The sequence below is a fragment of the Hyphococcus formosus genome (assembly GCF_046736345.1).
In the GTDB taxonomy this organism is placed as follows: Bacteria; Pseudomonadota; Alphaproteobacteria; order Caulobacterales; family Parvularculaceae; genus Hyphococcus; species Hyphococcus formosus.
This window is the reverse complement of sequence record NZ_CP157210.1, coordinates 2,656,653-2,682,038: the sequence shown is the minus strand read 5'-3', so window position 1 is coordinate 2,682,038 and position 25,386 is coordinate 2,656,653. Positions and strand designations below refer to the sequence as shown.

25 protein-coding genes and 1 other RNA gene are annotated in these 25,386 nt (G+C 55.3%); 9 read left to right on the top strand and 17 right to left on the bottom strand.

Going from position 1 to position 25,386, the window contains the following annotated elements; translation table 11 throughout:
• Positions 1–253 precede the first annotated feature (253 nt).
• The 5 genes from ABFZ83_RS12445 to ABFZ83_RS12425 form a co-directional block, all read right to left on the bottom strand.
• Positions 254–1,135, bottom strand: coding sequence for a F0F1 ATP synthase subunit gamma (locus ABFZ83_RS12445; RefSeq protein ID WP_411816875.1), 882 nt, complete (start codon positions 1,133–1,135; stop codon positions 254–256).
• Positions 1,136–1,150: 15 nt separating this feature from the next.
• On the bottom strand, positions 1,151–2,680 hold the full coding sequence (gene atpA, locus ABFZ83_RS12440) for a F0F1 ATP synthase subunit alpha (protein ID WP_411816874.1): 1,530 nt from the start codon (positions 2,678–2,680) through the stop codon (positions 1,151–1,153).
• A 4-nt stretch (positions 2,681–2,684) separates the two neighbouring features.
• Positions 2,685–3,242 carry a F0F1 ATP synthase subunit delta gene (locus tag ABFZ83_RS12435; protein WP_411816873.1) on the bottom strand — a complete coding sequence of 186 codons (558 nt, stop codon included), beginning with the start codon at positions 3,240–3,242 and terminating at the stop codon, positions 2,685–2,687.
• Positions 3,243–3,486: 244 nt separating this feature from the next.
• Complete coding sequence (locus ABFZ83_RS12430; RefSeq protein WP_411816872.1) at positions 3,487–4,044, bottom strand: acyloxyacyl hydrolase; 558 nt, start codon at positions 4,042–4,044, stop codon at positions 3,487–3,489.
• A gap of 92 nt (positions 4,045–4,136) precedes the next feature.
• A complete protein-coding gene (locus tag ABFZ83_RS12425) occupies positions 4,137–6,389 on the bottom strand; it encodes a primosomal protein N' (protein WP_411816871.1) in 2,253 nt (750 codons plus the stop codon).
• 77 nt (positions 6,390–6,466) lie between these two features.
• On the opposite strand from ABFZ83_RS12425, the gene ABFZ83_RS12420 reads away from it, so the two are divergent.
• The 3 genes from ABFZ83_RS12420 to dapD are packed head-to-tail and all read left to right on the top strand — an operon-like array spanning position 6,467 to position 9,087.
• Positions 6,467–7,489 (top strand): DUF1036 domain-containing protein, encoded by a 1,023-nt coding sequence (locus ABFZ83_RS12420; protein ID WP_411816870.1) that lies wholly within the window; start codon positions 6,467–6,469, stop codon positions 7,487–7,489.
• 11 nt (positions 7,490–7,500) lie between these two features.
• The gene (locus tag ABFZ83_RS12415) at positions 7,501–8,253 is read left to right on the top strand and encodes a pyrimidine 5'-nucleotidase (RefSeq protein ID WP_411816869.1); all 753 of its coding nucleotides are present in this window, start codon (positions 7,501–7,503) and stop codon (positions 8,251–8,253) included.
• A gap of 9 nt (positions 8,254–8,262) precedes the next feature.
• Positions 8,263–9,087 (top strand): 2,3,4,5-tetrahydropyridine-2,6-dicarboxylate N-succinyltransferase, encoded by an 825-nt coding sequence (dapD, locus tag ABFZ83_RS12410; protein WP_411816868.1) that lies wholly within the window; start codon positions 8,263–8,265, stop codon positions 9,085–9,087.
• On the opposite strand, the gene ABFZ83_RS12405 is transcribed toward dapD, so the two are convergent.
• Both ABFZ83_RS12405 and ABFZ83_RS12400 read right to left on the bottom strand, forming a co-directional pair.
• Positions 9,073–10,104 carry a hypothetical protein gene (locus ABFZ83_RS12405; RefSeq protein WP_411816867.1) on the bottom strand — a complete coding sequence of 344 codons (1,032 nt, stop codon included), beginning with the start codon at positions 10,102–10,104 and terminating at the stop codon, positions 9,073–9,075. The two genes, dapD and ABFZ83_RS12405, sit on opposite strands and share 15 nt — an antisense overlap.
• A gap of 36 nt (positions 10,105–10,140) precedes the next feature.
• On the bottom strand, positions 10,141–10,608 hold the full coding sequence (locus tag ABFZ83_RS12400) for a cupin domain-containing protein (protein WP_411816866.1): 468 nt from the start codon (positions 10,606–10,608) through the stop codon (positions 10,141–10,143).
• 48 nt (positions 10,609–10,656) lie between these two features.
• On the opposite strand from ABFZ83_RS12400, the gene dapE reads away from it, so the two are divergent.
• Positions 10,657–11,811 carry a succinyl-diaminopimelate desuccinylase gene (dapE, locus tag ABFZ83_RS12395; protein ID WP_411816865.1) on the top strand — a complete coding sequence of 385 codons (1,155 nt, stop codon included), beginning with the start codon at positions 10,657–10,659 and terminating at the stop codon, positions 11,809–11,811.
• On the opposite strand, the gene truA is transcribed toward dapE, so the two are convergent.
• Genes truA through def form a run of 3 tightly spaced genes read right to left on the bottom strand, consistent with a single transcriptional unit; the run spans position 11,790 to position 14,057 of the window.
• Positions 11,790–12,542: a tRNA pseudouridine(38-40) synthase TruA gene (truA, locus tag ABFZ83_RS12390; RefSeq protein WP_411816864.1), complete on the bottom strand. Its 753-nt coding sequence runs from the start codon at positions 12,540–12,542 to the stop codon at positions 11,790–11,792. The two genes, dapE and truA, sit on opposite strands and share 22 nt — an antisense overlap.
• Positions 12,543–12,584: 42 nt before the next feature.
• Positions 12,585–13,505: a methionyl-tRNA formyltransferase gene (fmt, locus tag ABFZ83_RS12385; RefSeq protein ID WP_411816863.1), complete on the bottom strand. Its 921-nt coding sequence runs from the start codon at positions 13,503–13,505 to the stop codon at positions 12,585–12,587.
• Between the two features lie 33 nt (positions 13,506–13,538).
• Positions 13,539–14,057 carry a peptide deformylase gene (gene def / locus ABFZ83_RS12380; RefSeq protein ID WP_411816862.1) on the bottom strand — a complete coding sequence of 173 codons (519 nt, stop codon included), beginning with the start codon at positions 14,055–14,057 and terminating at the stop codon, positions 13,539–13,541.
• Between the two features lie 164 nt (positions 14,058–14,221).
• Here def and rmuC (ABFZ83_RS12375) point away from each other — a divergent pair, with 164 nt between their 5' ends.
• Complete coding sequence (gene rmuC, locus ABFZ83_RS12375; RefSeq protein ID WP_411816861.1) at positions 14,222–15,997, top strand: DNA recombination protein RmuC; 1,776 nt, start codon at positions 14,222–14,224, stop codon at positions 15,995–15,997.
• A gap of 10 nt (positions 15,998–16,007) precedes the next feature.
• Here rmuC (ABFZ83_RS12375) and rmuC (ABFZ83_RS12370) read toward each other — a convergent pair whose 3' ends face one another.
• The gene (rmuC, locus tag ABFZ83_RS12370; protein ID WP_411816860.1) at positions 16,008–17,429 is read right to left on the bottom strand and encodes a DNA recombination protein RmuC; all 1,422 of its coding nucleotides are present in this window, start codon (positions 17,427–17,429) and stop codon (positions 16,008–16,010) included.
• A 110-nt stretch (positions 17,430–17,539) separates the two neighbouring features.
• On the opposite strand from rmuC (ABFZ83_RS12370), the gene ABFZ83_RS12365 reads away from it, so the two are divergent.
• The gene (locus ABFZ83_RS12365; RefSeq protein ID WP_411816859.1) at positions 17,540–18,724 is read left to right on the top strand and encodes a glycosyltransferase family 87 protein; all 1,185 of its coding nucleotides are present in this window, start codon (positions 17,540–17,542) and stop codon (positions 18,722–18,724) included.
• Here the strand turns inward: ABFZ83_RS12365 and recR are convergent.
• From recR to ffs, 4 genes are all read right to left on the bottom strand, one after another.
• Positions 18,699–19,304 (bottom strand): recombination mediator RecR, encoded by a 606-nt coding sequence (gene recR / locus ABFZ83_RS12360; protein ID WP_411816858.1) that lies wholly within the window; start codon positions 19,302–19,304, stop codon positions 18,699–18,701. The genes ABFZ83_RS12365 and recR overlap by 26 nt on opposite strands.
• A gap of 18 nt (positions 19,305–19,322) precedes the next feature.
• Positions 19,323–19,643, bottom strand: a complete 321-nt coding sequence (locus ABFZ83_RS12355; RefSeq protein ID WP_411816857.1) for a YbaB/EbfC family nucleoid-associated protein — start codon at positions 19,641–19,643, stop codon at positions 19,323–19,325.
• The gene (locus ABFZ83_RS12350; RefSeq protein ID WP_411816856.1) at positions 19,643–21,442 is read right to left on the bottom strand and encodes a DNA polymerase III subunit gamma/tau; all 1,800 of its coding nucleotides are present in this window, start codon (positions 21,440–21,442) and stop codon (positions 19,643–19,645) included. The genes ABFZ83_RS12355 and ABFZ83_RS12350 overlap by 1 nt, the downstream gene beginning before the upstream one ends.
• A gap of 144 nt (positions 21,443–21,586) precedes the next feature.
• Positions 21,587–21,686: signal recognition particle sRNA small type (gene ffs / locus ABFZ83_RS12345), an RNA gene on the bottom strand.
• A gap of 141 nt (positions 21,687–21,827) precedes the next feature.
• On the opposite strand from ffs, the gene ABFZ83_RS12340 reads away from it, so the two are divergent.
• Both ABFZ83_RS12340 and nudC read left to right on the top strand, forming a co-directional pair.
• Positions 21,828–22,328 carry a hypothetical protein gene (locus ABFZ83_RS12340; RefSeq protein ID WP_411816855.1) on the top strand — a complete coding sequence of 167 codons (501 nt, stop codon included), beginning with the start codon at positions 21,828–21,830 and terminating at the stop codon, positions 22,326–22,328.
• Positions 22,329–22,367: 39 nt separating this feature from the next.
• Positions 22,368–23,285 (top strand): NAD(+) diphosphatase, encoded by a 918-nt coding sequence (gene nudC / locus ABFZ83_RS12335; protein WP_411816854.1) that lies wholly within the window; start codon positions 22,368–22,370, stop codon positions 23,283–23,285.
• Positions 23,286–23,288: 3 nt separating this feature from the next.
• On the opposite strand, the gene ABFZ83_RS12330 is transcribed toward nudC, so the two are convergent.
• A complete protein-coding gene (locus ABFZ83_RS12330; protein ID WP_411816853.1) occupies positions 23,289–24,143 on the bottom strand; it encodes a prephenate dehydratase in 855 nt (284 codons plus the stop codon).
• 273 nt (positions 24,144–24,416) lie between these two features.
• Here ABFZ83_RS12330 and ABFZ83_RS12325 point away from each other — a divergent pair, with 273 nt between their 5' ends.
• Positions 24,417–25,028 (top strand): c-type cytochrome, encoded by a 612-nt coding sequence (locus tag ABFZ83_RS12325; protein WP_411816852.1) that lies wholly within the window; start codon positions 24,417–24,419, stop codon positions 25,026–25,028.
• 22 nt (positions 25,029–25,050) lie between these two features.
• Here ABFZ83_RS12325 and ABFZ83_RS12320 read toward each other — a convergent pair whose 3' ends face one another.
• Positions 25,051–25,374 carry a heavy metal-binding domain-containing protein gene (locus ABFZ83_RS12320; protein ID WP_411816851.1) on the bottom strand — a complete coding sequence of 108 codons (324 nt, stop codon included), beginning with the start codon at positions 25,372–25,374 and terminating at the stop codon, positions 25,051–25,053.
• Positions 25,375–25,386 lie beyond the last annotated feature (12 nt).

Here is a 25,386-nt window from a genome sequence, read left to right as displayed (position 1 = left end):
GCTCTGGCCTTGGGGCCGGAAGCGCGGTGTAGGACCGCTTTCCAACCAAAAGGCGCATAACCACCAGGATAAATCGAACAATCTGCGATTTGACGTTCAAATGCCCCCCAACACCGGCATTCCGGACAAAATTGCTGCACCGCAACAATATTAGGGGCTAAATTTCATCAAACGCAAGCTTTGCGCGATTTTATCCTAAATCTTCCTCCAAATTGGCCGCATCCGCGAACCAGTTTCGTTTCGATGCTGTGCGCTACAGCGCCTCAGCACCTGCAATAATCTCGATCAGCTCCGTCGTAATCTGTGCCTGACGGGCGCGGTTGTATTTCAGGTTCAGCGCTTCGATCATTTCGCCAGCATTACGGGTCGCGTTATCCATGGCAGACATGGACGCGGCCTGTTCAGAGGCAACATTTTCAAGAAGCGCACGGAAAATTTGAACACCCACATAGCGCGGCAAGAGCGCCCGAAGAATTTCGTCTTCGTCTGGCTCATAGGCGTAGATCGCGCCTTTCAGATCCGGCGGCTCAATACCTTCCGGTGCTTGGGCGGGAATAATCTGCTGCGCCGTTGGAACCTGTGTCACGACATTTTTGAACTTGCCAAAGAACAGTGTGGCGACGTCAAATTCACCGGCATCAAACATTGAAAGAACTTGATTGGCGATTTCATGCGCCTGCGCAAATCCAACCTGTTTGATATCAAGGAAGTTGGTCTTCCAAACGATCAGATCACCATAAAGACGTTTTAGCTGATCATCGCCTTTACGCCCAACGGTAATGATTTTGATTTTTTTGCCTTGGCTTTGAAGCTCGGTGATGCGTTCGCGCGCTAGCCGAACGATCGACGAGTTGAAACCGCCGCAAAGACCCTTGTCCGCCGTTGCGACGATCAAAAGATGTGTTTCGTCCTTGCCCGTCCCGCGCAGCAATGCCGGCGCGTTCGGATTGTCCTTCGCACTGGAAGACAGATTCGCAAGAACCGCTTCCATGCGCTCAGTATAGGGACGAGATTCCTTGGCGCGCTCTTCGGCACGCCGCAGTTTCGCTGCGGCGACCATTTGCTTCGCCTTGGTGATCTTCTGCGTCGACTTAACCGACGAGATCCTGTTTTTAAGATCTTTTAACGAGGGCATGGAGGCACCGCGTCCTTATGCAAAGTTCTTTGAAAACGTGTCGAGCACGTCTTTGAGTTTCGCCTGCGTATCGTCATCAAGCTTGCCGGTATCCCGGATGGTCTTGAGAATATCAGAATGATCCGCATGCAGCTTACGCAGGAACTCGCGCTCAAAGTGACCAACCTGATCAACCTTGATACCGTCGAGATAGCCTTGCGTACCGGCAAAAATGACGGCGACTTGTTCTTCGACCTGTAGCGGCGAGAACTGGCCTTGCTTCATCAGCTCAGTCAGGCGGTCACCACGGGCAAGAATACGCTGGGTCGTCGCATCAAGGTCCGAACCGAACTGCGCGAACGCAGCAAGCTCACGATACTGAGCAAGCTCACCTTTAATCTTACCGGCAACCTGCTTCATGGCCTTGATCTGCGCGGATGAACCAACGCGAGAAACCGATAGACCCACGTTCACCGCAGGACGGATACCTTGATAGAACAGATCCGTTTCAAGGAAGATCTGGCCATCAGTAATCGAAATCACGTTTGTCGGGATATAGGCCGACACGTCATTCGCCTGCGTTTCAATGATCGGCAGCGCGGTCATCGAACCAGCACCGTGATCGTCATTGAGCTTCGCAGCGCGCTCGAGAAGGCGAGAGTGAAGATAGAAAACGTCACCCGGATACGCTTCGCGACCTGGTGGACGACGAAGAAGAAGTGACATCTGGCGATAAGCAACAGCCTGCTTTGACAAATCATCATAGATGATCAGCGAGTGCATGCCATTATCGCGGAAATATTCAGCCATCGCACAGCCAGCAAATGGCGCAAGGAACTGAAGCGGCGCAGGCTCAGAAGCGGTCGCGGCGATAACGACAGAATATTCCATCGCGCCGTTGTCTTCGAGAGTCTTAACGATCTGCGCAACCGTTGAACGTTTCTGACCAATCGCGACGTAAACGCAGTAAAGCTTTTTCGACTCGTCGCCAGACGCGTTGATGTCTTTCTGGTTAAGGATCGCATCAACACAGATCGCTGTTTTACCTGTCTGACGGTCACCAATGACCAATTCGCGCTGACCACGACCGATCGGGATCATTGCGTCAACGGCTTTAATACCGGTCTGCATTGGCTCGTGAACCGATTTACGCGGCAAAATGCCCGGCGCTTTCACGTCAACGAGGCGACGCTCGGTTGATTCAATCGGGCCTTTGCCGTCGATTGGATTTCCAAGTGGGTCAACAACGCGGCCAAGAAGGCCCTTGCCCACAGGAACGTCCACGATTGACTTGGTCCGCTTGACCACGTCGCCTTCTGCGATTTCGCGGTCTTCGCCGAAGATAACGACACCGACATTGTCAGCTTCGAGGTTGAGGGCCATGCCTTTGATGCCATTGGCAAATTCGACCATCTCACCGGCCTGAACATTGTCGAGGCCATAGACACGGGCGATACCGTCACCGACGGATAGCACCTGACCGATTTCAGAGACTTCGGCATCTTTGCCAAAATCTTTGATCTGCTGTTTTAGAATGGAGGAAATTTCCGCCGCATTGAGTTCCATAGCCTCAGGCCTCTTTCATAACGGTCTTCAAACGATTGAGTTTGGTACGCAGTGATGCGTCTACCATCTGCGAGCCGATCTTGACGACAAGACCGCCCAGCAAATCCGGGTCGACGCGGGTTTCGAGATTGACGGCCTTACCGACCATCCGTTCAATTTCCAGGCGAAGCGCCTTGATCTGTTCATCATTCATCGGGGCCGCGGTCACCGCATCAGCGCTGACTTCCCCGCGCGCATTCGCTGCGAGCGCCAAATATGCGCGGATCGCATCGGAAAGCGCAGATAGGCGGCCATTTTTCGCAACGAGTTTAAGGAAATTCGCGGTCAGCGTGGAATAACCCGCTTTTTCCGCAAGGGCCGTCATCGCGTCGAGCTGCTCTGCGACACCATAGACAGGGCTACGGAGGAAAGCGCTCAGTTCTGAAGAGGCGTCAATCGCCGCTTGCAGGCTTTTCAGCTCATTTTCGACCGCATCGACTGCGCCCGCTTCTGTAGCGAGATCGAACAAGGCGTTCGCATAACGACCGGCGACACCGGATATTGAGGCAAGGTTGGCTGACACGTGCGCTGCTAGCTCCTGCTGAATTCGGCGTCACCACAAGGCGACACCTAAGCCCATGAAATTACATACTAAAAGAAGGCAGCGCGAAAACTTGCGCACGCCTTCAATGCGAGAACGGGCGAGGCGATAGCATGGCCCTCGCCGTGACGCAACAATTGCTGCATGAGGCAGATTGACGGAGGCACATTCTGGGGAAAATTTTTTGGTCTTTTTTATGCCGCGCGGTCAAAGCGGGCGTTTTTGCCTAGAGGCGGAAACCAAGACGAAGGCCCATCTGGTCCAAACCCTCATTTTCATTGCAAAGACCGGCATTGGAGATGTGATTGAAGTGGAATGACGCACTAATCGTGTCGGTCAAACGATACCCCACATCGCCCGCAAGGCGGAACAGCGCGCGGCAGCCGAAAAATACGGTGTGGTCTACGCGATTGATGTCCGCGACCGGGTCATAACGGTCAGTTTCGCCATTATGGACAGCTATACCAGCACCAGCAGAAACAAACCAGCGAGAGACATTCACCTGCCATTCAAGGCCAGTGTATATCTGACTGGTTGCATCAGAATCTGTTGCGACGGTGGCACCGATCACAGGGCGCGGTGAACCGAGTACGGACAAAATTCGAGGCGACTCGAACACGGCTTCGGCATTGATCGCCACACCTTGTTCTTTTGAGGATCCGATACCGCAACAGCTTTGCGCGTAAACACCCGCACGCACTTCATCAACCGGCACGATTGCATAGCTTGCAGACGCAATGCCGAACACGGATAAAAACGCCGCAATTGCGGATATAATTCTCATGCCTTTACGGCCCCCTCAAATCTTGTCGCCAATTTAAAGGCTTATAGAGTTAATCAAGGGTTACTAGCGCACAAAATTTGTGTGTATTCGGATCACATAAAGGAATAGGGATTGATATCGAGGGTAATCCGCACGCCGCTTTGGCTTTTTGTTCGCTTCAGCCAATCCGACAAATACGCCTGAAGATTCACATTACGCCGTGCCTTGACCAAAAGACGCATGCGCGCGATCCCGCGCAACCGATAGATCGGCGTTCGCGCAGGGCCAAGAATTTCGATACCATCAGCGACCGGAGCCGTTGCGCGCATAGCGTTTGCCGCGCGGTCGAGCGCCACTTCATCGGGTGAGCGCAATGTCACGGCGGCTAATCGGCCATAGGGCGGGAAACCCAATTCCTGCCGGCCCATCGCCTCCGCCGCCAAAAAAGCATCGCGATCACCCGAGGCCAAGGCCTGTAAAACCGCCGCATCCGCCTGATAGGTTTGAAGCATGGCGCGGCCGGGCTTTTCTGCGCGTCCCGCGCGGCCCGTGACCTGTGACAACAACTGATAGGTCCGCTCTGCGGCGCGCAGATCACCGCCCGCCAGCCCGAGATCAGCATCAACCACCCCGACAAGCGTAAGGTTGGGAAAATGATGTCCTTTGGCAGCAACCTGGGTTGCGATGAGAATATCAATCTCGCCGGCTTTCATCGCATCAAGCACCGCACGCATAGTGCGCGGCCCCGGCGCAGTATCAGAGGACAAAACCTCAATCCGTGCGTCGGGCCAACGCTCCTTTGCCTCTTCGGCAACGCGCTCAACGCCCGGCCCACAGGCCGCCAAAGAATCCACCGCCTTACATACGGGGCATACGGATGGTTTTGGCATCGAGAACCCTGTGTGATGACACACCAAACGATTTTCAAAACGATGCTCAACCAACATCGTATCTGATCCGGGGGCGGTCATTTTATGTCCGCAGCGCCGACATAATGTCAGCGGCGCATAGCCGCGCCTATTTAAAAACAACAGGGATTGTTCGCCTGCGGATAAGTTCGCATTGATCTCATCAACCAATCGCGGCGAAAGCCACTTTCCCGCATCGGGCGCATCTTCGCGCATATCAATCAGTGAAATGTCCGGCATCTGCGCATCATTAAAACGCCCCGCCAGCCCCACCGCTTCATAGCGGCCCTCATCGACATTCACGACCGTTTCAAGTGATGGCGTGGCCGACGCCAGCAAAACCGGAAAGCCCGCACGCGCGCCACGCGCCACCGCCAGATCCCGGGCATGATAGATCACGCCCTCCTCCTGTTTATAGGCGCTGTCATGTTCCTCATCGACGACGATCAATTGCAATTTTGGAAACGGCAAAAAGAGCGCCGACCGCGCGCCGACTACCAATCGGGCCTGTCCTTCTGCGACGCGTCGCCAAGTGCGCCGCCGCTGGGCACCGGTCAAATCAGAATGCCACGGCGCAGGCGCGGCCCCAAAGCGCGCCTCAACCCGCTCAAGGAAGGGAAGGGTCAAAGCAATCTCAGGTAATAAAATCAGCGCTTGCGCATCCGGGTCTTTGCGTAGCGCCGCAGCCACGGCTTCAAAATAAACTTCCGTTTTACCGGAGCCGGTCACGCCATCGACCAGAATGGCTTTATGCTCATCACGGGCAATGATCTCGGCGACAAAGTCAGCGGCATATTGCTGATCACCGGAAAGCGTTGGCCCCGCGCGCATCAAATCCGGCGCATCAAAAGGCGGGTCCGGATCGACCTCGACCTTGGCAAGGCTTCCTGCGCTGACGAGCCCGCGCACCACCGCCTCGCTCATCCCCGAGGCTTCAGCCAATTGCGCAGCCGTTTGTGGTTCAGCGCCAGCCGCCGCCAAGACGGCTTCACGCTTAGGCGTTATGCGCGCCGGCTTTTCCCCAGTGGCAACAAAGGCGGTCTGCATGCGCGGGCCGTCAAACGCATCTTTAACCCGCATCACCATGCGTAAGATCGCGCCTTTGGGATACATCGTATAATCCGCGGCCCAATCAATGAAATCCACAAGGTCAGACGCGAGCGGCGGCGCATCAAACACGCGGCTGATGGTTTTAAGGTTTTGAACCTTGGCGTTCTTTTTCTTGGCCTCGCCTTTATTGGCAGGCCAGACCACGCCGGTTACCTCGCGCGGGCCAAAGGGTGCGGAGACGAAACTGCCCACCGGCGGCAATTCCTCGCTATCGCAAAGATAATCATAGGCTTTCGGCAATGGCAGCGGAAAAAGAACGCTCACCCGCGGGCCCGCGTCGGCATCACCCGAAGGCGCTGTCGCGCTTGACGCGAGCTCAGGATAAAGAAGCTGTTGCATCTTATTCATAGTCGTGCGCTTGATCCCGCGGGCAGTTTCGGCTGAATTACGATCACGACCAATCGGTAAACCGTGGGCAAGGCGCAATGCGTATCATTTTTCTCTCACTTCTGGTTTTTGTTGTAAGTGCTGGCGGCGCATCCGCCAAATACAGTTTTTGCAATAAATCGAGCTATGCCCTCTCGGCGAGCATAGGATATGTGGATGGTGATCGGCTCGCCACAAGGGGATGGTGGCGTCTGCGCCCGGGCCAGTGCAAGGTGGTTTTGACCGAACAAGCCAAGCCCGGCCGGTATTTTGTTTATGCCGAAGCCATTCCTGGCCACAAGGGCCCACAAAGGACCTGGTCAGGTGACACCGCGCTTTGTGTAGAGAATACCGGTTTCTTTAACCTGCGAAATCAGGATGTCTGCCGCGATGATCCGTTACGGCAGAGAAAATTCTTCAACGTCGAAGTCACCGAAGCAGCGGGCGGCGCATGGCAAACCGACTTTGCCGAAGCCAGCACCTATACGGTCTATTCTGCCGAAGTCGCCGGTGTGCAACGATTGTTGACTGATATTGGTAGCGACGCCGGGAATATCGACGGCGCGATGGGCCGGGAAACGCAGCGTGCGCTTGCGAATTTCCGCCGTAAAAAAGGATTGCCCGAAGGTTATAATATTGATGACGAAGTCATTGATGCGCTCATCGAAGAAGCCAATGCCCTCGAAGCGAAGCTTGGCTTTTTCTATTGCAACAAAACCGACAACCCGGTCTGGAGCGCCATTGCCGAGCCTGTTGATGACGCAAATTATCGCTCAAAAGGGTGGTGGAAACTCGAACCCGGTGATTGTTCGAAAATTCTGAAAGGCGCGCTCGATAAAGACCATTATTATGTTTATGGCTTGATCGAAGATGCAGCGTCAGAAAAGAAATTGACGGGCGGCAGCAAGTCTTTCTGTGTGAACACCATCATGTTCACATCAGAAACCGACCTTAGTTGCGCAGATCAAGAACTCGACGAAGCGCAATTCCGCCGTTTTGAAATTGGCGGCGCTGAGTCAGCGACCTTTGACTTTTTGCCGGAAATGTTTTCCGCGCCTCAACCAACGACCGAAACACCATAGATTGGGTCAAGGTGTCAGACGACAAAATGGAAAATGGGCGAGGCCGCACCCCGATCGGCAAATGGGACCATATCGACAATTGGGTCTTTGACCTCGACAACACGCTCTATGCAGCTGAGTGTCAGCTCTTTGCGCAGATCGATGCGCGAATGGTTGCGTTTATCAAGGACCGCCTGACGCTCGACCACGCAGAGGCGAGACGCCTGCAAAAAGATTATTACGTCACCTTCGGCACGACCATGAGTGGGTTGATGCATGAACATGCCGTCTGCCCGGATGAGTTCATGGAATATGTCCATGATATCGACCTCGCCCCGATCAGCGAAAACCCGGCGCTTGCAAAGGCGCTTAATGCCCTTCCAGGACGGAAATTCATTTACACCAATGGCTCGGTCAAACATGCAGAGAATGTTGCGGGCGCGCTGGGCATTCTTGATCAGTTTGACGAGATTTTCGACATCAAGGCCGCGGGCTACACCCCAAAACCGCAACGTGCGCCCTATGAGCAATTTCTGGCCGCCCATAAAATCAATCCGCGCCGCGCCGCCATGTTTGAAGATCTCATTCAAAATCTCGAAGCGCCCCATGCCCTTGGCATGACGACAGTTTTGGTTCATTCAGACGCCGCATGGCTGGATGACGAGCCGCAAGCAAAGAGACCGGCACGACCGGGCGAAAGCGCGCCGCACATTCACTATGTGACAGACGACCTGACCCGTTTTTTAGAAGCGAGCCAAATCGGTCTCGCAGCCCTAGATAATTAAAGAGACACAATGACCAATCACGCCGCACTCGAATCCATCATCAATTCCGCTTGGGACAATCGCAACGACGTATCAACCAGCACCGAAGGCGAAATTCGCGATTCCGTCAATGCAGCATTGGCGCTTCTCGATTGTGGTTCTGCCCGCGTTGCGGAACCGGATGGCGACAAGTGGAAAGTCAATCAGTGGCTAAAAAAAGCAGTGCTGCTTTCGTTCCGCCTGAATGATAATCGTCTTATCGACGGGGCAAATGGTCCGTGGTGGGATAAAGTTGAAACCAAATTCTCCGGCTGGACAGAAAAAGAATTCCGCGACGCCGGCTTCCGCGCAGTACCACCGGCCACAGTGCGGCGCGGAGCCTATATTGCACCGGGCGCGGTGTTGATGCCGTCCTATGTGAATATCGGTGCCTATGTCGGCGAGGGAACAATGGTCGATACATGGGCGTCAGTTGGCTCCTGCGCACAGGTCGGCAAGAACTGCCATATCTCTGCTGGCACCGGGATTGGCGGCGTCCTCGAACCGCTGCAAGCGAACCCGACCATCATTGAAGACAATTGCTTTATCGGTGCGCGGTCCGAAGTGGTTGAAGGTGTCATCGTGCGTGAGGGGTCAGTCCTTGCGATGGGCGTCTTTATCACGGCCTCAACCAAAATTGTTAATCGCGCTACCGGTGAAATCACCTATGGTGAAGTCCCGCCCTATTCTGTTGTGGTGCCGGGTACGCTACCTTCTGATAAAGGCGGGCCGAGCCTCTATTGCGCCGTGATCGTCAAACAGGTTGACGAAGGCACGAGAGCAAAAACATCCGTAAACGAACTATTGCGCGACTGATTTTTTCTGCAATTCTGATGGCGCAATTGCATGTTGCGATTGCGCCATGGTCAGACGAACATAATCATCCGGCCTGACAAACTGCATCTGACGTTCTTTTGCCATCTCGCACAAGACATCAATAAAATGATGGACCCGGTCCGGAACGCCAAAGTTCCGGATCACGAGACAGGCGCAAGGATTGTCAATTTCACCAAACAAAGACCTTAGGGCAGCCTGCACCTCGCCCGGCTGGTATTGGGTTTGCGGACGCAGGACCATGCGCGCCGTATTCCGCTTAAACCCTGACGAAATTGCGGTCGCCGCCGACATAATCCAATAGCCGGGGCTATAGACATCCGATCTTTTAGCCGATGACAAAGGGATCATCCAAATATCCCGCGCGTCATCACCGCCCGGTTCACGAAATTCCGAGCGCGATGGCTGATACGGCACCACTGGCATTGCCAACAACGATTGGCGCACGCCCTTACTGTTTGTGCCCGGATAAAGTCGCCCGAAACCCTGTGCCCGGAGGCCGCTTTCGAGGGACAAATCATATCTAATCCCAAGCGCTTCGAATTTTTCTGCACAATAGCCCTGTGCCCACATATCGCCCATACGCGCTGATCGTGGTTTGCGGCCAAAAAATGCCTCATAGGCTTCGACTGATTTTTCGATTTCGTCTTCGGTTCGGGCCCTGTCTGCGTAGTTGGCCCGCCAGACACCGCCTTCCGGTTTTTCCATAACATGAACATGCATTCCGATTTCGTCTCCAGCAGCGGCCGCCGCTTCAAGCTCGGATTGATATCGGTCAGCTATTGCATGGCGGCTGCCGTAAAGCTTTTCGATATGGCCATCCATGCGCACATACCAGCCATATTGGACAGCCGCTCGGGTGCAGTCCGCAATCTCTTGGCGGCGAGCAAACATATCCCGAAAGGCAAAGCCGATGCTTTCAAACGGCGCATTGCCAATTTCTGGCAGCGGTGTGTCGGGCTCAAGATCGATCCCGAAATGGATTGGAACAATACTCATGCCTTCGCTTATACGCGAAAAGCCATTGATAATTTATCAAGAATACGGCTTGCCGTCTTTGTGCAGCGCCTTCCAAACCCCGCCATTCTTGACCATTCTCATATCAATTGCCGGGTCCGTATAGGTTGATATGTCGTCTGGTGACCGGGTCCCGACCTCCAGAAAAACCGCGTCCATCGCGCTGCGGTTAACCAGCATATGCCCATTGGCCACGCCGGCTTTGAAGGTCGCAAAATCACCCGCATGAAGCGTTGTTTCGCCATCATCCTCGACCAACACCGCTTCGCCTTCGATCATGTAGATCAACTCGTCTTCTTTGGCGTGCCAATGTTTATGAGCAGACGCTGCGCCGGGCGCGAGCCGTGTATAGTTCACGCCGAACTGGTCAAGCCCACCAAGATCACCGATGGCGATTTTGGTTCGTCCCTGACAGTGTTCCGCATAAGGTTTTGGATACGCACATGCCGTGCGTTGCGGGGCATTTGCGATTTCTAGCTTTGGCATCGTCCTCGCCTCCTTGTTTCATCGTCGCGCCTAGTTTACCTCAGGCGCATGAATGAAATCGACCCATTATCACTCGCACGTGACCTCATCCGCTGCCCGTCGGTAACGCCAACCGACGCGGGCGCACTCGACCTTTTGGAACGCAATCTCAAAGCGCTAGGGTTTTCCTGCACGCGGCTCCCCTTTGAAGATGTCGACAATTTGTTTGCGACCATCGGATCAGGCGAACCGCATTTATGTTTTGCCGGTCATACAGATGTTGTCCCGCCAGGCGACGAGGGCGATTGGTCGACGCCGCCATTCAAAGCCATCGTCCATGACGGCATGTTGTGGGGGCGCGGGGCATCGGACATGAAGGGGGCCATCGCCGCCTTTGCCGCTGCGGCGTCACGAGCATTGGAAGCCGGCAAGGTAAAAGGATCGCTTTCGTTTCTGATCACTGGCGATGAAGAAGGCCCGGCCGTCAACGGCACCAAAAAAGCGCTCGAATGGATGCGCGACCAGAATATCCGCTTAAGCCATTGCATTGTTGGCGAACCTTCAAATCCTGATGCTATGGGCGATATGGTCAAGGTTGGCCGTCGCGGGTCTATTAATTGCTGGCTGACGGTAACCGGCTTGCAGGGGCATGTGGCCTATCCGCACCGCGCCAAAAACCCGGCACCGGCGCTGATGCGCAAATTGCTATTTCTAAGCGAAACCCCGCTGGATGCAGGTTACGAACGGTTCCAGCCGTCAAGCCTTCAGGTTACGGACATTCATATCGGCAATCCGGCGCATAATGTCATTCCAGCAAAAGCCACCGCGCGTTTCAATATTCGGTTTAATCCAACCTGGACCGGCGAAACCATCCAGATTTGGCTTCGCGAAAAATTAGACCATCTGGCGAAAGAAACCGGTCTTGAATATAATCTCGACTGCGTTGTATCGGGTGAAGCATTTTTAACGACGGACACAGAGTTTTTAAAACTGATCGCCGATTGCGTCGAAGATAAAACCGGTCGGCGACCGGAATTATCGACCTCTGGCGGAACGTCGGATGCGCGCTTTATCAAGGATTATGCGCCCGTGGCCGAATTCGGATTGGTTGGCGCAACCATGCACCAAACCGATGAACATATTGCCGTGAGTGACCTGAGCACGCTGACGGATATTTATGAGCTGCTGATTACCGAATATTATCAGCGGTTTACATCTTCATAGTCAGCACGCAGAAAATATAGCCCTTCGGGCGGCGCGACCGGGCCACACGCGGCCCTATCCGCCGCTTCCAGCGCCTTTTTGAGGTCGCGCTTGGTCCACTTTCCCTTGCCGACTTCAACAAGCGTCCCGGCAAATGACCGCACTTGGTTATGAAGAAACGAACGAGCCGCACAGCGGATATAAACATCTTCGCCCGCGCGCATGACAGAAATTTGCTCAAGTGATTTTACCGGCGACTCCGATTGGCATTTCGACGAACGAAATGTCGTGAAATCATGACGCCCCACAAGCACCTGCGCTGCATCATCCATGGCCTCTGCATTTAGGGCTGGCCAGATGCGCCAAGTCCGATTGACATCCAATGCCAATGGCATTCTGCGATTGGTGATACGATATTCGTATGACCGCCGAACACACGAAAACCGCGCATGAAATTCTTCGCTTACGGCCTCTGCGGAAAGGATCGATATTGGTTGCGCCCCAAGATGGAAATTAATGGCATCACGGACTTTCCCCGGCTCGAACGCACGGTCAATATCCACATGTGCGACCATACCGCGTGCATGAACACCTGAATCCGTCCGGCCCGCAGCAGGAATATTGGTTTCCATGCCACAGAAATTTTTGACAGCCTCTTCGATCGCCTGCTGCACCGAGGGACCGTTTTCCTGCCGCTGCCAGCCGACAAAACCGGTCCCGTCATATTCAATGGTCAGTTTATATCGCGGCATAGCGCACCAATGATCTTCCCATTTATCCGAGGCTCAGTCGCGCTAGGATAATCGCGCACCTTCACTGAGCGGAAACCCGCGTAAGAATTCTTCGGCTGGCTGCGCGCGTTTGCCGGATTTTTGCAACATCTTGAGCGCCACCGCACCCTCACCGCAAGCGACCGTGACCTTATCACCGATAGCCAATACCTCGCCCGGCGCGCCCTCGCCTTCGGCCAGCCCGGACAAAAGAACCTTGACCCGCGCACCATCAAATTCGAACCACGCACCAGGAAAGGGCGCAAGGCCGCGAATATGTTGATCGACCTTAGCCGCTGATTTTTGCCAATCTATTCTTGCTTCTTGTGACGATATTTTCTCCGCATAGGTCACACCATCATCAGATTGGGGGACCGCCCCAAGGGCACCGCGTTCGAGCGCGGCCAAAGCCCGGGGCCCAAGCTGCGCTGCCACCGCAGAGAGTTTATCGTGTAACGTACCAGCAGTGTCGTCGGCACTGATCGCCACCGTTTCTGATAAAAGAACCGGCCCCGTATCAAGCCCGGCCTCCATCTGCATGACCTGAACCCCTGTCGTTTCATCCCCGGCCATGATCGCCCGCTGGATGGGGGCAGCCCCGCGCCAACGGGGCAACAGCGATGCGTGCAGATTAAGACAGCCATGTCGCGGCGCGTCGAGGATCGCCTGCGGCAAGATCAGCCCATAGGCGACAACAATCGCCACATCGAGATCGAGCGCCGCAAAGGCTTGTTGTTCTTCGGCTGATTTAAGCGATTTCGGCGTACGAACCTCGATACCGAGGCCCCGCGCGAAATCTTCTACCGGCGAAGGGCGAAGTTTTTGACCGCGCCCGGACGGTTGAGGTGGGCGCGTATATACAGCCGCCACCTCGTGGCCCGCAGCAACTAATTCAGCAAGGACCGGTACGGAGAATTCCGGCGTTCCCATAAATGCGAGACGCATGGCGGCTCTCCGTTTTCTGTTTAAATTATATGCTTAAGACGCCTTTGCGAAGCGCTGTTCTTTTTTGAGCTTCTTCAAAATCCGATCACGCTTCAGGCGTGAGAGATGGTCGATGAACAAGACCCCTTCAAGGTGATCCATCTCATGCTGAATGCAGGTCGCAAGCAAGCCTTCGGCCTCTAGCACCTGTTCATTGCCATCGTAATCGAGGAATTTGATCCGGCATTTCGCAGGGCGCTCAACCGCATCGAAAAATTCGGGCACGGATAAACAGCCCTCTTCATGCAAGTTGGTTTCTTCCGACGGATCAAGGATTTCCGGATTAACGAAATAGCGTGGTGCAGGCTCTTCGTCTTCGCCCGCCAGATCCATGACGATCACACGTTTCGGCACACCGATCTGGATCGCCGCCAGCCCAATACCCGGCGCGTCATACATAGTGTCCAACATGTCATCCATCAACGCGCGCAGTTCGTCGTCAACCTTATCGACAGGTTTTGACACTTCGCGCAGGCGCGGATCGGGAGCGGTTAAAATCGGTCTAATACTCATAGGTCTTCACCTATGACCGCCGCCCACAATCGTCAAGATGCCTTAGCGCCCCCGCGGGCACCGGTCACGCAACCGCCGGGCGAATTATGGTTAACGCTAAACCCTCGCTTTTTATACGCTTTTCCTCTAAACTCGCCCCACTGAGTAGCGTTCCGAGTGGGGGTATGACGATGCAAATGCGGGCACCTTCGGTCCAATCGGAGACCGACGGCCGTGAAGGCGTGGCTGAAGTGATCGACGACCCGTCATCCAGCGTGGCACCAATCATTGATGGGCCCGGCCCCGCTTTGTGGGCGGGTTTTGGCGCTTTCATCCTTATTTTTGTGATCGGCCTGATGCTGATTATTCGCGGGCGAGTGACGGTTTCGCCGCCTAAGAACCGCGAAAAAAACAAAAACCAGAATTTCTTCGAACCCGCCGGAGACGACGCAGAGATTACCTTTGAAGGCGACGCCGAGCCGCAAGAAGCATGGCATGACGAACATGTCGAGGAGACCGAAATCCGGATAGAGCACGAAGCGCCCGAACCAGAACCGACCGCAAAGCAACAGAAAAAATCTGCCTTTGCCGGACTGTTCGCGAAAAAGCCTGCCAAAAAAGAAGAGCCGCAACCGGAATTTATGGGCGATATGGCCGACGAAGGTTTTTTCCCGGAAACGCCTGTCCCCGCCGAACCGGTAGTGGCGGAACCGCACCGTGAACCAGCGCCCGAACCGATGGCAGAACCCGAGCCCGCACCGGAACCAGAAACCCACCCGGTCATGAATGCCATGGCACTCGCCGAAAACGAGAACCGGATCGCTCAGATCGAGGAAACTGCAAAAGCGGCGTTAAAGCGCGCAGAAGATGCGGAACAACTGGCAAATGATCTTCGCCGGGCCAATCGCGAAGCAGAACAAGTCATGACGCTGGGCTTGCGCAAGCAAGAGGCAGAAATGACCGACAGGGCCGAAGCCTTGATCGCTATGGAAAAACGCCTCTCAGCGTTATCGGACGAATTTCAAAACCGGATCAATCTGGCGGCGGCCGCTGCGCAGGAAACACCAGACCCCGAAGGCAGTGTATCAGAAGATCACTTCACGGAATTTGCGAACCTCATGGGCGAGCAATTTGATGCCCTGCGCAGCGCTGTGAATAGCGCGATTGATAGATTGTCCAAACGGATTGACCAGATCCCGTCAGGCAACCAAGCCGCTGCGACACCTGCATTTTCCGGCGCAGTCACATCTGCCCGCGTTCAACTATCAGATTTATTGCGCGATGCCTTGCCGCCGCAACGCTATGTGCTTGGGCATTCTCTAAGCTCTGGGCGGACGGCGGATGCGTGCATCACCATGCCAAGCGTCGTTGCGCCCATCGCCATTGATGCTCGTTTTCCGGTCGAGGCGTTTGATGCGTGGCAAGAAGCGCGCGGACGCACCAATCAAGGCGAGAAGGAAACTGAACTACGCCGCATCGTTCTGCGCCATATTGCCGATGCAGCTGAAAAGCTTATCGCAAAAGGCGAAACAGCCGATTGTGCAATGATGTTCATTCCATCAGAACACATCCTATCGGAACTCCACGCCCATTTCTCGGATCTCGTCCAAGAAGGCAATCGCGCGCGCATTTGGATGGTCGCGCCAACTTCGTTGATGGCCACATTACACACCATTAGCGCCGTCATGGGCAACACTGCGCGCGCGCCGGTCGATCAAGATCATCGGGTCGAAAAAGCGTTGAAAGCAATCAACAATCGCCTTGCCGCGCTCGAAGCGCGCGAAGCCCCAGCGCAAAAGTCGGAACCACAGCGACCCGAACCCGAAATGCCGGCCGAACATGGCCCGGCATCGCAGCCCACCGTGGAATATACTTCAATTTACGAAAACCAGATGGGCCTTGATCCAGTTAGCACAGAGACGAAAAAGCCGGAATCAAAACCGCCCTTCCCCTTGCGGTAGGGGTAGTTAATTATTGCTTACTGGCATCTTCCGTATCCGGAGACGTATCGCGCAATAAACGCGGCGACCCTTCGACAACATCAAGCGGATCGATATTATTCTCGACCCCTGGCAATTCGTATTCGGCGAATTTACGCGCGCGCGGTAACACGCGCGATTCAAATCCGCCAATGGTTGCGTTGTATTTATTGAGCGCACCAGAGAGCGCCTTACCTAGCCCGCCGAGATGGTTACTCATGACCCGCAGACTATCGTAAAGATCCTTGGCCATTGCCGCCACGGCTTGCGCATTTTCGGTCATTTTTTCCTGACGCCAATTCAAGGCAGCGGATTTCAGCATGGCAATCAAAATTGTCGGCGAGGCGATCAGGATTTTGCGGTCGAACGCGTCTTGATAGAGCTGTGGCCGGGCCTCGAGTGCCGCTGAGAAATAGTTCTCACCCGGAACAAACATCACAACATAGTCGAGCGAGTCCCGAAGCGATGTGGCATAATCCTTGGCCGACAGCCCCTTAACATGCTTCCAAATATCATCCGCATGACGCGCCAAATGGCTTGCACGTGCCTCGTCGGTTTCCGCTTCGACTGCATCAAGATAAGCGCCGAGCGACACTTTGGAATCGACCGCAACCACGCGCCCGCCGGGCAAACGTACAACCATGTCCGGCTGTTTCCGGCGTTGTTCATGATCATCGTGACTGGCCTGCTCGACGAAATCCACATAGGCATTCATACCGGCGATTTCGACGACGTTACGTAATTGTTCTTCGCCCCAACGGCCGCGAGTCTTCGGCCCGGCCCGTAGTGCCGTCGCAAGTTTTTGCGCCTCTGTCCGAACGTCTTGTGTCGATTTAGCCAGCTCGCCGATCTGGTTTGTCAGTGCACCGCGCGATTTTTGCTGCTCGGCGCGCATTTCAGCAAGGCCCGTCTCATACCGCGTCAGGGTCTCGCTCACAGGTTTCAACAAATCATCGAGCGCCTTGCGGCGTTTCTCGCCTTCATTCTGGGCGTTTTCGCTATAGCGTTGAAAAGTCTCTGCGGCGCGTTTTAGGAATGCCTCATTCGCCCCTTCGAGCAATTGCGCAGTCGTTGCCTTGAACTCCGTTTCCATCCGCGTTTTCAGTTCCGCGAGCGCTCGTTCGCGTTCCTCAAGCTTGACCTGATTGGCGGCGGCATCGCGCTGCAGGCGTTCACGTTCATCGCGCTCGACCGATAGCTCATCACGCAACGTATCGACCGCCCCGGCTTGTTCGCGGGCCGAAGCCAGGTCAATGCGAGCCTGCTCGAGCTCTGAGCGCAATTGCACATTTCGCCCATTGGCTTTGGTATTGGCGCGCAAAAAATAAATCGCGCCGATCAATAGAAACAAAACCAGCCAAAAGGCCGGCGCATCTGGCGCGAGGCCCGCGCGGTCTAGAGTTTGATAAATCATAATTGACTTTTAGGCCGATTCGCCATTTGGCCTGCCGATTCTTAATCCCCAGCCCGGCTGATTTTCGCGCGATCAATCCTTTGTTTAGCCGTTAACCCTATTGTCGGGTCATGGAAACCACGCTGACCAAAACGGCCGATATTCGGATATCCGCGCGGCACGCCAAAATTGGCGTGGGCGTCGTTGCGTTATCGATGGGTGCGGTTTTCATCCTCCAGCTATTGCTAGCCCGGAACCTCGTTACCCCGGCTGGCACACCCGTCGGGGGCGATTTCGCAGCGTTCTGGACCGCGGCCAAAGCAATGGCAGCGGGAGAGATGACGGCGATTTACGACCCCGTCACATTTGAGGCGTGGTTGAATCGCATTGCCCCCGCGCAGGAGCGTTGGGGCCTAAGCTGGCAATATCCGCCCACCTATTTCTTCGTGATCGGTTTTTTGGCCTATCTGCCCTATGGGCTTGGCTATGCGGTTTGGACCGGCGGCTCGATCGCCGCCCTTGCCGCATCGGCGCATGCGAGCGGCCTTCGCCATTGGCCGCTTGTTGCGGTGATCTTCTCGCCGGTGGCCTTTCACACCGCAGTTACGGGTCAGAACGGATTCCTAACCGCCGCGCTGTTTCTGGGCGCAACACTGTTGCCCGACAAACGCCCGGTCGTTGCCGGTCTTTGCGCGGCGATGTTAACGGTGAAACCACAATTAGGCGTGCTCCTTCCCTTTGCGTTTATGGCGGGCGGGCATTGGCGGGCTTTTTCGGTTGCGGCAATGGGCGCGGTAGCGCTTGGGGTGGCAAGCTATCTGGCCTTTGGCATTGCTCCGTGGGCAGCGTTTTTTGAAAGCGTTCTCGGCACGACATCACGGATCAGCACGGGCGAGCTACCCTTGTTCAAAATGCCGACCCTTTATGCCGGGCTTGCGATGATCGGGCTTCCAAAGAGCCTTGCACTCGCCGCGCATATATTGGTGGCCCTAATGGCGATCGCGGCGACTGTTTTTGTCTGGCGCAATTCGCGAAGCCCAGCATTAAAAGCGGCGGTCGTCTGTTGCGGGGCATTTTTCGTCGCGCCCTATGCCTATTATTATGAACTGATCATCATTGCGGTGCCATTGGCATTGCTGGCCAAGGACGAGAACGGGCGGCCATTTGACCACCTTATTTTGGCGGCGTTGTTTTTATTGCCCATGCTCTTGCCGGGCGACCCGAGGCAAATGGGGATCAATTATTGTCTTATCGTGGTTTCTATTGCTGCGTTCTTTATCCTGAGACGGATTAAAACGGACGGCGCGAGCGCATAGCCGCCGCGAGCGTTCCCTCGTCAAGATAATCAAGCTCGCCGCCAACCGGCACACCCTGGCTCAAGCGTGTTACCTTAACCGTACCATTTTCAAGATGTTCGGTCAGATAATGCGCCGTTGTTTGGCCATCAACCGTACTGGGCAGGGCAAGGACAACCTCGGTAATCGTGCCTTCTGTCGCGCGCGCGATCAACGCCCCCATATTGAGATCATCAGGCCCCACCCCATCGAGCGGCGATAGCAGACCGCCCAACACGTGATACCGGCCTTTATGCGCACCGGCCCGTTCCAATGCCCATAAATCCGCAACGTCCTGAACTACGCAAAGAACCGTGTTGTCACGATCTATGTCTTCACAAACCGCACACGGATCAATCGAATCCCAATTGCCGCAGACGCTACATGCCTTGACCTTGTTGGCCGCGTCATCAAGCGCAAAGGCGAGCGGACGCATGACCGGCTCGCGCTTTTTCAAAAGATAAAGCGCTGCCCGCTTGGCCGAGCGTGGCCCGAACCCCGGCATCTTCGCAAGGAGATCAATGAGGCGCTGTAATTCGGGACCAATGGGAGATGCGGGCATAACGCAACAAATACTCTTTTAAAACGGCAGTTTCATACCGGGCGGCAATGGCATACCGGCCGTCATTTTTTTCATATGTTCTTGGGTTGCGGTTTCGAGTTTCGATTTCGCATCATTGATGGCCGCGGCGATAAGGTCTTCCAATATCTCGGCGTCATCTTCTTTCATCAAGGATGGCTCAATCGTTACCGATTTCGCATAGCCCTTGCCGTTCAGAACCACTTTGACCATACCTGCGCCCGCTTCACCGGTCGCCTCAAGGTCAGCGATTTGTTCCTGCACCTCTTGCATTTTGGCCTGCATCTTGCCGGCCTGTTTCATCAACTCACCAATATCCATTACGCTTTTCCTGTTTCCTGTCTTTGTTTGTTTGCAGACATGGCGGCGGCGACCGCATCATCATCCGGGTCGATCGGCATGTCTTCATCGTCATCGGGCACCGGGGCAATCGCCGCTTCGACCTCGCGAATAGACGTAACCTCCGCACCCGGAAAGAGTTCCATGGCGTGCATGACCATGGGGTGTTCCATCACTTCGCGCTCGCGCGCGCCGCGCACGGTCTCCTCGCCTTGCTCCTCATTCGTGACCGAAATCACCCATTGGCTCTTGGTCCATTCCTTTAGGCGCAGGGCCAATCGGTTCGCAAGATCGGGCGGCGCATCATCATGAAGGCGTAGTTCGATCCGCCCCACCGCAAAGGAGACAATGTGAATATAGGACTCAAGTTCTACCCTTAAAACCGCATCGCGCTTCTCGCCCGCAAGCCGGATCACATCTTTAAAGGTTTTGATTTGCGGTGACGATGAAACCGGCTTGGGCGCGGGGTGAAGGTCATAAACTTGCGCCGATTGCTGGGACGCCTGTGGCCCGCCATTTGGCCCACCGCCTGCATTTTGGGACCCGGTTGCCCCACCTAAACTATTTTTTTTTAAGGCCCTTAGGGCTTCATCGGGGGTCGGCAGGTCCGCCGCAAACGTAAGCCGAATAAGAGCCATCTCCGCCGATGCGGCGGCGTCGGGGGCAATTTGCGTCTCGCCCAACCCCTTCATCAAGAGCGACCAGGCGCGGGTCAGCGCATTCATCTCAAGCGCATCCGCCATGGTTTTCGCGCGCTCTGCATCCGCCTCGCCCGCCGGGCCATGGGAGGCCGCTGCAGGGCCCGCCGCTTTGATCCGGGTGAGCAAATGCGTGAGGTCCAAAAGATCGCGCAAGATCGCCGATGGTTCTGCGCCCGCATCATATTGCGCGCGGAAATTTTCGAGCGCACCTTTGGCATCACCCTTGAAACACGCATCCAGCAACGCCCAAACAGAACTTCGATCCGCAAGGCCAAGCATATCGCGGATCATTTCGGCGCTTACCGCATCATCAGTTTTTTGTGCCGCATGCTGAACAATGGCCTGATCGAGGATAGACAGCCCATCGCGCACAGACCCTTCGGCAGCGCGGGCGATCATCCACAATCCATCACGGTCAATTTTGACGTTTTCTTTTTCCGCAATTGACCCCAGATGATCGGTAAGGACATCCGGATCAATGCGGCGAAGATCAAAACGCTGGCAACGAGACAAAACCGTCACCGGTAATTTGCGAATTTCCGTCGTCGCAAAGATAAATTTCACATGCGCTGGCGGCTCTTCGAGCGTTTTCAATAGCGCATTAAACGCCGCTGTCGAGAGCATGTGCACTTCGTCGATGATGTAGACTTTGTATCGCGCTTCTACCGGGGCATAGCGCACGCCCTCGATCAATTCGCGGATATCACCAACGCCGGTCCGCGACGCGGCGTCCATCTCTAAAACATCAGGATGGCGGCTTTCAGCGATGGCTTTGCAATGACGGCCTTCGACCGACATCTCGATTTGAGGGCCGTTATCTTCGCCATCTGGCCCAACATAGTTGAGCGCGCGGGCAAGGATCCGCGCCGTGGTGGTTTTACCGACACCGCGCACCCCGGTCAGGATATAGGCATGGGCGATCCGGTCAGAGGCAAATGCATTTTGCAGGGTTTTGACCATCGGGCCATGGCCAATCAGGTCGTCAAAATTCTGCGGACGATATTTCCGGGCAAGCACCTGATAGGCGGCCGCTTTGGCACCGTCCTTGGCCGTCTCGATTGATTTGTCCGATTCTGTCATGAAACTCCGACCACTACCCCCAAAAGGCATAGCATTAATATGCCGGGGCCGTCAGTTGGCTCAACCATCCATTTTTACACAAAATGCCGCGCAATCGCGCTCAATCGATCGATTGCTTGCGAAAGGGCGATAAATTCTGAGGCGAAAGGTGGAAGACTGAACGACCCGTGCCGAAAACTCGTTGCGGCTGCTTCCTTCCGGACCTGACCGGGTTGGCGAGAAGCACGTCCGCCAGCCTTCCGAGACGGAATATCTGCGCTCGTCTTCGTGATTGCAAGTGGGTGCGTTGTGTTGTCCGGGTTTTTCCCGCCTGTGATAGGCTTTTGGGGATAAATTTTGGGGCCATTTCGGGTTTTGACCGGGCCCATAACCGTGGTGAGACCTCATGATCCGTAAAAATAATATCGCCGGAACACTTCTCTTTTGGGGTGGTGGGCTCTTTATTTCAGCCATCTTTCTCGACTCGCTGCGGTTCAAATTTACCGGGCACCCAACCCCTGAACATATTTTCACGACCTTGAAAGAATGGTCGGGCATTGCTCTGTTTTTTCCGGCCGGCCCGTGGATCATCGGCCTGGGCGAGCTGGCCGCGTCGATCTTGCTGATCGGACTTCCCTTGATTTTGCATTTCACAGGGAAGAAAGCGCTGATTGGCCCGTCACAATTTTTCGGGGCGCTGGCCGCCTTCGGCATTATGAGCGGCGCGATCATTTTTCATCTCTTCACTCCATTGGGGATCGAAACACCCGTTGAATGGGCGGCCGGTTCGCCGACGAAATATTCTCCGGCATTGTTTTATTCGGCCTGCGTGACGTGGGTTTTAGCGGTGCTAATCATGATTTTCCGGCGCGCAAGTGTAACCGCATGGCTCCGCAACAGCGCATAAAGCTTGCATCGCCCAAAAAGCTGTCCGAGATAACCAACCATGGAAATTGCTGCTAATCCGAACTGGTTCGCCAATAATCCTTTGGCGCGGTTAAACAACGAAAAAGACAATGAGGCTTTCATCCGAGACCGGCTTGCGGATGCGGATAGCCTTATGATCCCGCTTTGGCGCGGCGATCCCTTGGTAATTGGCGGTAAAGACGCCGGTTTCCTCTCGGCGGCGGCGCGAAGAGAATTCCCGCAATCTGCGCCCACTGTATTTCTGGGGCTTAAAGATAACCGTGCCTATTTCGGTATCGACGCGTCGGCGACGGGTCAAACACCAGAGGCCGCCGCGTTTTCTGACATTGGCCAATATATGCCGCTGCGCGAAGCTGCGAGCGTGGTCAGCCGCGAGGATCTATCGATTATTGGCCACGCCCGCTGGTTGATTGAATGGCGACGCACCCACCGGTTCTGTTCTGCATGTGGTCATGAAACGGCGCTTGAGCTAGGCGGCGCGAAAAGTCAGTGCCCTAATTGCGAAGCGGTTCATTTTCCGCGCTCCAACCCTGTGGCCATTGTTTTGGCAACCCATGACGATGCGTGCCTGTTGGGACGCGGACCGGGTTGGCCGCCGGGATTTTTATCGGCGCTGGCGGGCTTTATCGAAGCCGGCGAAACACCGGAAGAAGCCGCGCGGCGAGAAATTTTTGAAGAAGCGGGCGTCACTCTTACGGATGTTCGCTATCAATTTTCGCAGCCTTGGCCATTCCCGGCTTCAATGATGATGGGTTTCATCGCCGATGCCACAGGCCGTGATTTAAATCTTGATACGAATGAAATTGAAGAGGCCTGCTGGGTCGCCAAAAGCGACATCAGGTTACTGCTCGCCAAGGACGAAAACGCCCCGGAAGGTATTTTCGTCCCGCCACGCTTTACTATTGCGCGGCAATTATTGGAGGTTTGGGCCCGCTAGCGCTTACGCGCGCTCGCGGCCAACCTTGTAAACGCCCAATATACGCAAGGAAGACGAGAAGAAGCTCAATTCTTCCAGCGCCAAACGAACAGGTTCATGGCTTGGGTGCCCTTCAATATCCGCGTAGAACATCGTTGCACTGAACGATCCCTCTAGCTGATAGCTTTCGAGCTTGGTCATGTTGACGCCATTGGTTGCAAAGCCGCCAAGCGCTTTATAAAGCGCCGCCGGGATGTTTCGAACCTGGAAAATGAAACTGGTGACGACCGGACCATCATCAGGGCCAGCATCCTGTGGTTCGCTGGCCATTTCCAAAAATCGGGTGGTGTTATGGTCGGCGTCCTGAATATTCCGTGCGAGAATTTCCAGCCCATAAAGCTCGGCCGCTTGTTCGGACGCGATCACCGCTTCGTCCATATGGTCAGACTCCGCAAGGCGACGGGCCGCGCCCGCGGTATCGCCTGCCGTTTCCGGCCGGATGTTGTTAGCCTCCAAGAATTCCCGCACCTGCGCGAGCGCAACCGGATGCGAGCGCGCAATTTTAATGTCTTCGAGCTTTGTACCCGGCTTCACCAAGAGATTGTGCTCAACCGGCAAAAAGTGCTCGGCGATGATATGAAGGCCCGCACGCGGCAATAAGTGGTGAATATCAGCCACCCGGCCCGCCAGCGAATTTTCGATCGGCAACATGGCCCGCTCGGCCCGGCCATCCGCCACGGCGGCCACCGCCTCGTCAAAGGTCCCGCAAGCAAAAGGCGTAAAATCCGGTGCATAGGCCTTACAGGCTTGCTCGGAAAATGCACCGGGCTCCCCTTGATAGCTGATCAACCGAACCGAACTTTTTGCCTCTTCACTCATCTATTTTGTCCCTCTTTCGGCCCCACGCCGCCCCTTGGCGGCGCAAATATGGCCGTTTCGGCTTATGCCCAAGGATTTTCAGGGATGCAATCGCAATGCCGACGGCCCTACCCGCCCGACCCCGTGCCCCCCGCGTGAAAAGGCCGCGCCACCGGGTGAACGCGCAGGATTGCACAAGTGCAAGAAGACCGTTACGAACCTGTCGACTTTTAACCGCATGACGCCCTTGGGCGCGCGAAATGCATTGATTTTCGAGTTTACCGGGACCGTTCCATGAAAGACCCACTTTTTGGCAACAAAATCGCGGCGGCAATTCTGGCCGCTCTTCTCCTGATTTTTGGCCTTCCACAGCTGACGGCTGCGCTTTTTGGCGGTGGTCATCATGGTGGTGGCGACGAGCTTCATCTGGCCTATGGCGGTGATATCCAGCTGGAAACGACGGCCCCAGCAGAAGAAGAACCAAAAGTCAGCTTGGCTGAGCTTCTGGCCAATGCGAGCGCCGCCGGCGGCGAACGCCGGGCTGCATTGTGCAGATCTTGCCACACTTTCGAAGAAGGCGGTGCCAACGGCACAGGTCCAAATCTCTGGGATATCGTCAATCGCCCGGTCGCAGGCCATGCTGGCTTTAGCTACACCAATGCCCTGCAAGAAGCCGGCGGTGTTTGGACCTATGAGCGTCTTGACGCTTATCTGAAGAATTCACAGGAATACATTCCGGGGACAGCCATGGTTCAGCGCTTCCCACGTGATGACCAGCGGGCGGATCTGCTTGCCTATCTTGGCTCGCTCTCAGCTGATCCTGTTCCTTTCCCAGAACCAGCACCAGCGGCCGAAGAAGATGAAGAAGCTGCCGAAGAGGCCGCTACTGAAGACGACGCGCACTAAAAGCTGCGTTCTTTGGTGACACTCAACGGAGTGTCACCGCCGTTCCATTACACGACACCATGAGCATAGCGCCTTTTTGGGTATCGACCGCTTCGTAGTCGATATCGACGCCGACAACGGCGTCAGCCCCAAGCCGACTGGCTTCCTCTTCCATATCCCGCATGGCATGGTCGCGCGCTTCGCGAAGAGCTTTTTGATAGCCGCCCGAACGACCACCCAGAATGTCTGTGATCCCCGCAAAAAGATCGCGGAAGATGTTTACCCCCAAGATCGCCTCGCCAGCGACGACACCGACGCTTGATGCAACCTCACGGCCCGGCACACCATCAGTAGTGGTAACAATCATTTATTTCTCCCT

What these genes read in the sequence shown, in the direction of transcription:
- ABFZ83_RS12445 (WP_411816875.1), bottom strand. Translation starts at nt 1,135, where the DNA reads ATGCCCTCGTTAAAAGATCTTAAAAACAGGATCTCGTCGGTTAAGTCG.
- atpA (WP_411816874.1), bottom strand. Translation starts at nt 2,680, where the DNA reads ATGGAACTCAATGCGGCGGAAATTTCCTCCATTCTAAAACAGCAGATC.
- ABFZ83_RS12430 (WP_411816872.1), bottom strand. Translation starts at nt 4,044, where the DNA reads ATGAGAATTATATCCGCAATTGCGGCGTTTTTATCCGTGTTCGGCATT.
- ABFZ83_RS12425 (WP_411816871.1), bottom strand. Translation starts at nt 6,389, where the DNA reads ATGAATAAGATGCAACAGCTTCTTTATCCTGAGCTCGCGTCAAGCGCG.
- ABFZ83_RS12420 (WP_411816870.1), top strand. Translation starts at nt 6,467, where the DNA reads ATGCGTATCATTTTTCTCTCACTTCTGGTTTTTGTTGTAAGTGCTGGC.
- dapD (WP_411816868.1), top strand. Translation starts at nt 8,263, where the DNA reads ATGACCAATCACGCCGCACTCGAATCCATCATCAATTCCGCTTGGGAC.
- ABFZ83_RS12405 (WP_411816867.1), bottom strand. Translation starts at nt 10,104, where the DNA reads ATGAGTATTGTTCCAATCCATTTCGGGATCGATCTTGAGCCCGACACA.
- ABFZ83_RS12400 (WP_411816866.1), bottom strand. Translation starts at nt 10,608, where the DNA reads ATGCCAAAGCTAGAAATCGCAAATGCCCCGCAACGCACGGCATGTGCG.
- dapE (WP_411816865.1), top strand. Translation starts at nt 10,657, where the DNA reads ATGAATGAAATCGACCCATTATCACTCGCACGTGACCTCATCCGCTGC.
- truA (WP_411816864.1), bottom strand. Translation starts at nt 12,542, where the DNA reads ATGCCGCGATATAAACTGACCATTGAATATGACGGGACCGGTTTTGTC.
- fmt (WP_411816863.1), bottom strand. Translation starts at nt 13,505, where the DNA reads ATGCGTCTCGCATTTATGGGAACGCCGGAATTCTCCGTACCGGTCCTT.
- def (WP_411816862.1), bottom strand. Translation starts at nt 14,057, where the DNA reads ATGAGTATTAGACCGATTTTAACCGCTCCCGATCCGCGCCTGCGCGAA.
- rmuC (WP_411816861.1), top strand. Translation starts at nt 14,222, where the DNA reads ATGACGATGCAAATGCGGGCACCTTCGGTCCAATCGGAGACCGACGGC.
- rmuC (WP_411816860.1), bottom strand. Translation starts at nt 17,429, where the DNA reads ATGATTTATCAAACTCTAGACCGCGCGGGCCTCGCGCCAGATGCGCCG.
- ABFZ83_RS12365 (WP_411816859.1), top strand. Translation starts at nt 17,540, where the DNA reads ATGGAAACCACGCTGACCAAAACGGCCGATATTCGGATATCCGCGCGG.
- recR (WP_411816858.1), bottom strand. Translation starts at nt 19,304, where the DNA reads ATGCCCGCATCTCCCATTGGTCCCGAATTACAGCGCCTCATTGATCTC.
- ABFZ83_RS12355 (WP_411816857.1), bottom strand. Translation starts at nt 19,643, where the DNA reads ATGGATATTGGTGAGTTGATGAAACAGGCCGGCAAGATGCAGGCCAAA.
- ABFZ83_RS12350 (WP_411816856.1), bottom strand. Translation starts at nt 21,442, where the DNA reads ATGACAGAATCGGACAAATCAATCGAGACGGCCAAGGACGGTGCCAAA.
- ABFZ83_RS12340 (WP_411816855.1), top strand. Translation starts at nt 21,828, where the DNA reads ATGATCCGTAAAAATAATATCGCCGGAACACTTCTCTTTTGGGGTGGT.
- nudC (WP_411816854.1), top strand. Translation starts at nt 22,368, where the DNA reads ATGGAAATTGCTGCTAATCCGAACTGGTTCGCCAATAATCCTTTGGCG.
- ABFZ83_RS12330 (WP_411816853.1), bottom strand. Translation starts at nt 24,143, where the DNA reads ATGAGTGAAGAGGCAAAAAGTTCGGTTCGGTTGATCAGCTATCAAGGG.
- ABFZ83_RS12325 (WP_411816852.1), top strand. Translation starts at nt 24,417, where the DNA reads ATGAAAGACCCACTTTTTGGCAACAAAATCGCGGCGGCAATTCTGGCC.
- ABFZ83_RS12320 (WP_411816851.1), bottom strand. Translation starts at nt 25,374, where the DNA reads ATGATTGTTACCACTACTGATGGTGTGCCGGGCCGTGAGGTTGCATCA.